Source organism: Methanobrevibacter sp. (assembly GCF_045126245.1).
Taxonomy (GTDB): domain Archaea; phylum Methanobacteriota; class Methanobacteria; order Methanobacteriales; family Methanobacteriaceae; genus Methanocatella.
The window spans coordinates 1-6,762 of the sequence record NZ_JBGVOG010000109.1; the positions used below are offsets into that span (position 1 = coordinate 1).

The following is a 6,762-nucleotide window of genomic DNA, read 5'->3' on the forward strand; positions in this document are numbered from 1 at the left end:
AACTTTATATATTACTTTTTATAAAATATTTAATGTTCTATAGGACCGGTGGTCTAGGGGTATGATTCCTCTTTGACGTGGAGGAGATCACGAGTTCGAATCTCGTTCGGTCCATATGCCATGGTAGTTCAGATGGGAGAACGCTAGACTGAAGATCTAGATGTCGCTGGTTCAAGTCCGGCCCATGGCATTCTTTTTATACTATTTTTTTTAAGAATTAGTTTTCCAATTAAATATTCTGTTATTTTTATTTAGTTTAATACGGAAAAAATATATTGTTTTGTTTTATTAAAAAAAGAAAAAGGGAAAATTACCTATTTTTTAGTTAAGGTAATAGGTTTTGGTTTTACTTGAGTGTTTTCTCTCAACTCTTTATAGCTTTTAACGATTTCATACCCATAATTGCTCGCAATTCTATCTGCACCTGCGGTTAAAACTTGGTTTGCAATTTTATAGCTGTCTATTCCACCATATATTTCGATTTTAACTTTTGGAGCATATTTTTGGATGATGTTGATGTCGTTTACGATTTCATATATGTGGCAGGGGGTTACAAATCCTGTTGCATTTTTAACGTAATCCGCTCCTGCCTTTTCAATAACTTGAACTACTGCAGATTTTTCCGCATCATCAAGGGCTTTAACTTCTATGTTTACCTTTAGGATTTTATCGCCCATTGCTTTTTTTATCTCTTCAATTTCCTTGCCTATTAAATCATATTTTTTATCTTTAAGATGGCTTAAGTTAACAACTACTTCCAATTCGTCTGCACCTTTATCCATTAATGATTTTGCTTCGGCTAATTTTGTTTGGCTATCTTCAAAACCTAATGGGAATCCGACCACACTTCCAACTTTAATGTCTGTGTCTTTTAAAGCTTCTTTAGCCAGTTCCACATATGTCGGTGAAACGATAACTGAATTGAAAGTTGTCTCTTTAGCTTTTTCCAAAAATTCTTTCATTTCATCTTCAGTGATGATATTGTTTAAATTGGCATAATTGATGTAGGTTGCTAACTCTTTTGAATTTTTTATATTGTACATATTACCACTCTTCTTATAATTAGTTAGTATTTATACGAATGAACTATTTAAATATTTTCATATTAATTTTTTCATCATGTATGGTCCAACTTTTTCATATCCGAATTTACGGTAATAATTTCTGGATCCTATTCCGCTGATTATGGCTATTTCATCTTTTCCATTATCGATGGCTAAATTTTCGGCTTCTTTTAAGAGTCTTTCACCAAATCCTGTGTGCTGTCCGATTCTAGGATTTTTATCCCCTATTTTTATCATGTTACCGTATACATGCAGCTCACGAACAAGGGCTGTTTTATCGCTAATTTCATCTCTAAAATGATTTTTGGAAGGGAATCTCAATCTTAAAAATCCTGCAATGCTTTCTTCATTGACATCTTCAATGGATAAGAAGTTTTCAACACCTCCACACGCACTGTAGGTTTCTCTAAATAATTCAAAGTCATCCAAAGTATATTCTTGGGAGGTCTTTTTGTGGCCGATTTCACGACATCTGATGCATTGGCAGTTAATGAGGTCCTCTTCCAGTCTTTTGTAGACAAGTTCTCCGAGGTTAGACTTCTTAACGCCCGCTTCGATTAATGTTGAAGGAATATCCCTTTGGATTCTCATGGTTCTGACCCATTTTGGCAGAATCTTTTTAATTTCAACAATTAATTCAACTGCTTCCTCATCGGTGTATGGAGCATATTTTCCCGCTTTCCATAAATCATATAATTCGCTTCCTTTGGTGACGAGGCACGGATAAATCTTAAGCATGTCCGGTTTAAAATTATCGTCGTTAAATAATTGCTTAAACATTTTCAAATCTTGCTTTTCTCTTACAAATAAACCCGGCATCATATGCATGGCCACTTTTATGGCAGAATCCCTTAAAAGCTGATTTGCTTTAATAACATCAGAAATTGTATGTCCTCTTTTTATTTTAACATATAAATCGTCGGATAATGTTTGAACTCCAAGTTCAACTCTTGTAACTCCAAAATCCAGCATCCTGTTGATATGCTCTTCTTTACAATAGTCGGGACGTGTTTCAAAGGTCATTCCGACACATCTTACTTTGGAGTTTTCATTGGCTTTCTGGACATCACTGACTAAAACATAATCATTTGGAGGGTATGATTTCAGAATTCCCTTCTCAAAGGACCTGATTTCATCATAGTCAAGGTTATATTCATAATTTTCAGGCTTGTTTTCAATGATCAATCCGAAATCGGTCATTGCCTTGAGGCACTGTGAAGTAAACCATTCCTGATAGCACAAGTCTCTTGAGGGGAATGTTCCTCCCATTATGATTAGTTCAACCTTGTCAATGGGATGGCCTATCTTTTTCAGCTGTTTTAATCTGTTGAAACATTGGATGTAAGGGTGGAATTCATACATTCTGCCTCTCAAGGCAGCAGGTTCTTCACCGGTATAACTTGGAGGGGCTATTTCACTTTCCGGACAATAAAAGCATCTTCCATGGGGGCATTTGTGGGGATGGCACATTACAGCAACAATTGCAACGCCTGACATTGTTCTTGTAGGCTTTTTTTTCAAAATGCCTGAAACAATTTCCTTTTCTTCGGGTTTTGCATATTCCAATATGTCAGCATTGCTCATGAATCTGGATAATTTCAAATCACGGCATAACTGCCTTTTTTCAATTTCCAAATCCCTGCGAGTAGAAATTTTCCCATTTAGAATATCTTCAATTATTGTTCGACATGCCTTTTCCATTAAAACACCCTTTTTTTAAAAATTTAATAGTTAATTTTATATAATCGTATTGTTTAAATAGTTAATGTTTTATTATATGTTTATCAAATAAATATTATAAAAGGTGATACTATGAAAATCAAAGAATTTTTAGGTTCTGTAGTTTTAGATAAAAATGCATATGAAGTTGGTAAAATTGATAATGTAGATTTCGACCCTGCAACTGGTCAAATTGAAAAAATTTATTTAACTTTACAAAAGAATATCTTCTCTAAAGATGAACTCGAAATAGATTTTGAAGATGTTGCAACTATTGGTGCTTATGTTATCTTAAATAAAGAAATTCCAAAAGATGTGGAAGAAGAACCGGTTGAAGCAACAACTGTCGAAATTGAAGATGAATAGATTTATAGGTAGTAGCATGGTTTTTGATGCAAGGGATAAGGAACTTGCTGTAGGCAACCATGTTCGATATGTGGATACAGGAACAATCGGTGAAGTTGTTGACCTGAAAACACAAAAGGACATTGGTTGGGTAAAACTCGATAAAACCGGATTATGGTATCGCTCAAAGTTAGTTGAATTGCTTGACGAGAAAGATTTAAAGAATAAATCTTTTGATGATGGCGGTAATGATGAGATTGATATTGAAGCATTAAAAGAAAAAGCATTAGATTTAGAAAACATCGAACTTGATTCTAATGTTGCTGAAGGTGGAGGTTAATCTCCCCTATTTTTTTTATTTTTAATTGTCTGTGAAAGATTTAATTTTTGAAGCCAATTTAGGGCCGATTCCGTCTATTTTTTGCAATTCTTTCTCAGAAACATTTCCTAAATCATTTCCAAATACATTCACCAGGGTTCTTGCTCTTTTTCTTCCAAGACGTTTAACGCCAACAACCAGAGGTATGATGTCCTGCCTGACTCCATAGTATAGTCTGGCGGATAGGAAATCGAATTCTTTTAAGTGGGTGTAATCGCCTAGAACTTCCGAAGTTTTTTTAGCAAATATTACAAGACGTGATGCCTCATAAGCAGACCTTCTGGTGGAAGCGGAATAAACATTGTACTTGTTTTCAATTTCATATTCGCTTCGCTCGTCAATCCATTCAATCAGTGAGACTGTTGTCGCTTCAGGGTTTCCGATATCCACAGCAAATAACCCTGCTTCAGATAGTTTATCCCGTACAGGATCTTTTGACTTTCTTCCCTTAAATGATATCAACGGCAAATCAGGAGTTTCAGATAGTGCATAAATGAATTCTTCTGCATTGAATTTATTGATTCCGGAAATGTATTCTTTTATTTTAACTGCAGTTTCAACGGCATAATTTGATCTGGCGATAAGATTACCAAAATCGGTTGCTTTAAGGCCTTCCGGGGTTGCTCTGATTATTCCGTTTTGAAGCAGAAACTGGAGTGCGGTTTCAAGTTCATACTTTAGGCTGTCTTCAGCAAAAAGAGACATTGATGGATTGTTGCTCATCTGGTATCCGTATAATGTTTTTCCAAAAAAGTCGGTTAGTTCATCTAAATTTTTTGAAAGTGATGAGGCTATCTGGGCTATAATCTGTCTGTAGATTGCATCCTTATTGTCAACCAACTTTGAGTTGGTCAGTTCAATGTCCCCTTCAATGTAATATTCCTCCAGATTCAAGGCCTCGTCCATTGTCTTGGCTATCAGATAAGAGTAACCCACATCATCATATTGAGGCCTTCCCGCCCTGCCGGACATCTGCTCGTAATCGAAAACTGGGATTGGTTGAGGGCCGTTGCTGGTCCAGCGTGTGTGGTCCCTAATCACAACGGATTTTGAGGGTAAATTAACGCCGTACATTAAACTTGGTGTCGCCGTAATCATTAAAATATTTCCGTTTCTGAATTCGTCTTCAATGATTTCCTTTTGTTCATTGAACAGTCCTGCATGGTGAAATGCAACACCTTTTTCAGCAACTTCGGCCAGTTTAAGGCAAGTGCTTGTCGGCAGAGACCCCTTTTTCTTTGGAACTTCAAGCAATTTTTCGGAAACTTCTTTAAATCTTTTTCTTTGTTCTACATTGATTTTTTTGTTGATTTTCCCGGAAACATAAGTTGCAAGGCTTTCTGTAAATCTTCTTGTTGATACAAAAGCCAATGCCTGGGATTTGTCTTTGATTGCTTTTTCAATTACCTTCACAACAACATCATTTTTATTTTTGGTATTGAACATTTCGGCATCAAGAACTTCCTTATGCAACGGCACAGGCCTATAGTCATGCTCAACACATCTTCCTTCAAGCCATCCTTCAATCTCTTCAATATTCCTGAGTGTAGCTGAAAGTGCAATGATTCTCATGCTGGGATTGATGATTTTGGCACGGGTAATTGCGGCTTCAAGTGTCGGTCCTCTTGTGTATTCGCCGATCATATGGAATTCATCAATAATTAATGTGTCAACGTCCCTTAGCGCATCCCATGAAAACCTTGTAAGAGCATCAAAAGACTCGAAAACCATAACTGATAAATCTGCGCTGGACGGATGTTTTCCTACATTGATTCCATGTTCTTCAAATGCCTTGAATTCTTTCACTTTCTCATTTTGTATTGAAAGAAGGGGTGCTGCATAGACGGCTTTTCCTCCATCGAGTATTGTTTTAAGTGCAGGCAAAACTCCTAAAACAGTTTTTCCGCTTGCTGTAGGAATGCAAATGATGTAGTTTGATTTGTCATCTAAATATCCTGATTCAATCACTGCTTTTTGAGCAGGGTTAAACTCTTTAATGTAGGGATATGCGCTGTTAATTATTTTTTTAATATCAGTTGGTAGATTTTCCATATTAATCATTTAAATCTTTTTTTCTTATTAATAATATATTTTTGTAGAGAGCATTTGAGATTTAATGGGTGGTAACAATTATATATTAGATAAAATAAACTACTTTTCAATAAAAATTAAAAATATGGAGATTAGATAATGGCAATTAAAGTAGAAGTATTCTCAACAAATTCCTGTCCTCATTGTCCTTCCGCAATTGATGCGGCTCAAGTAGCAAAAGACAAATTGGGCGATGCAATTGATGTTGAAGTAGTCAAAATCGATGAAAGCAAAGAAAATTACGAACGTGCTATTCAATATCAAATAATGGCTGTACCAACCATTGTTATAGATGGTGAAGTGGCATTTGTTGGAGCACCTCGTGAGGACGAACTTATCGAAAAACTTGAATCTTTATAAGATTCTTTCTTTTTTTTATTAAAAATGAGCAATGAAAATTATACTGGAGTTACAACAGGTACTGTAGCGACAGCTTGCTCTTTAGCGGCGATAGATGCAATTCTTGATTCGCCTGATATTGCATGTGTTAAAGTTGAAACTCCTAAAAAAATGTTAGATATCATTATTGATGAGTGTAAAAGAATATCTCCTTTTAAAGCTTATGCTGTAGCTCATAAAAATCCTTATAATGATCCTGATGTAACTGTTGACTTAGCTATTGTTTCTACTGTGGAATTATTTGATGATGATGGCGATAAACCGAAAGTCACCATAACCGGCGGCGAAGGTGTCGGCATAATTACAAAACCTGGCCTTCAGATACCTGTTGGCGAACATGCGATAAATCCTATTCCCCGTAAAATGATTTCCGGAAATCTGATGGATAAGATTCCGGAAGGTAAAGTGGCTAAAGTAACCATTTCCATTCCAGAAGGTAAAAAAATTGCTAAAAAAACAATGAATCCTAAATTGGGCATTGTCGGAGGACTGTCCATTTTAGGGACAACCGGTGTTGCCAGGTCAATGTCCAGTGATGCATATAAGAATTCTATTGTTACTCAACTGGATGTGGCAATGGCTTCTGAAATTACTGATCTGGTTTTTGTCCCGGGAAACATTGGCGAAAAATTAGCTTTAAAGAATCTGGATATAACCAAAGAGCAGATTGTTCAAACAGGAAATTTCGTCGGCTTCATGTTTGAAGAGGCTGAAAAAAGAGGAATTAAGAAATTCACTTACTTTGGCCATATGGGTAAGTTAATT

Annotated in this window: 7 protein-coding genes and 2 tRNA genes; 6 read left to right on the forward strand and 3 right to left on the reverse strand. The window is 35.8% G+C overall.

Translation table 11 applies throughout. The features are described 5' to 3' along the window. The first annotated feature begins 42 nt into the window (after window positions 1-42). Window positions 43-114, forward strand: a tRNA-Val gene (locus tag ACJMLZ_RS08125). Between the two features lie 3 nt (window positions 115-117). Then, window positions 118-190: transfer RNA gene (locus ACJMLZ_RS08130), tRNA-Phe, on the forward strand. 124 nt (window positions 191-314) lie between these two features. Here ACJMLZ_RS08130 and deoC read toward each other — a convergent pair. Both deoC and ACJMLZ_RS08140 read right to left on the reverse strand, forming a co-directional pair. Then, the gene (gene deoC / locus ACJMLZ_RS08135) at window positions 315-1,043 is read right to left on the reverse strand and encodes a deoxyribose-phosphate aldolase (protein ID WP_405305127.1); all 729 of its coding nucleotides are present in this window, start codon (window positions 1,041-1,043) and stop codon (window positions 315-317) included. A 57-nt stretch (window positions 1,044-1,100) separates the two neighbouring features. Then, window positions 1,101-2,765 (reverse strand): tRNA uridine(34) 5-carboxymethylaminomethyl modification radical SAM/GNAT enzyme Elp3, encoded by a 1,665-nt coding sequence (locus ACJMLZ_RS08140; protein WP_405305128.1) that lies wholly within the window; start codon window positions 2,763-2,765, stop codon window positions 1,101-1,103. A gap of 111 nt (window positions 2,766-2,876) precedes the next feature. Here ACJMLZ_RS08140 and ACJMLZ_RS08145 point away from each other — a divergent pair, with 111 nt between their 5' ends. Then, the gene (locus ACJMLZ_RS08145) at window positions 2,877-3,149 is read left to right on the forward strand and encodes a PRC-barrel domain-containing protein (protein WP_405305129.1); all 273 of its coding nucleotides are present in this window, start codon (window positions 2,877-2,879) and stop codon (window positions 3,147-3,149) included. Window positions 3,150-3,165: 16 nt separating this feature from the next. Continuing rightward, on the forward strand, window positions 3,166-3,468 hold the full coding sequence (locus ACJMLZ_RS08150) for a DUF2098 domain-containing protein (protein ID WP_405305130.1): 303 nt from the start codon (window positions 3,166-3,168) through the stop codon (window positions 3,466-3,468). Between the two features lie 21 nt (window positions 3,469-3,489). Here the strand turns inward: ACJMLZ_RS08150 and ACJMLZ_RS08155 are convergent, their stop codons facing one another. Continuing rightward, complete coding sequence (locus ACJMLZ_RS08155; protein WP_405305131.1) at window positions 3,490-5,568, reverse strand: DEAD/DEAH box helicase; 2,079 nt, start codon at window positions 5,566-5,568, stop codon at window positions 3,490-3,492. Window positions 5,569-5,697: 129 nt separating this feature from the next. Between ACJMLZ_RS08155 and ACJMLZ_RS08160 the strand changes: the two genes are divergently transcribed. Beyond that, window positions 5,698-5,958, forward strand: coding sequence for a thioredoxin family protein (locus ACJMLZ_RS08160; RefSeq protein WP_405305132.1), 261 nt, complete (start codon window positions 5,698-5,700; stop codon window positions 5,956-5,958). Between the two features lie 24 nt (window positions 5,959-5,982). Then, window positions 5,983-6,762, forward strand: a 780-nt coding sequence (gene cbiD, locus ACJMLZ_RS08165; protein WP_405305133.1) for a cobalt-precorrin-5B (C(1))-methyltransferase CbiD, incomplete at its 3' end; no start/stop codon positions are given.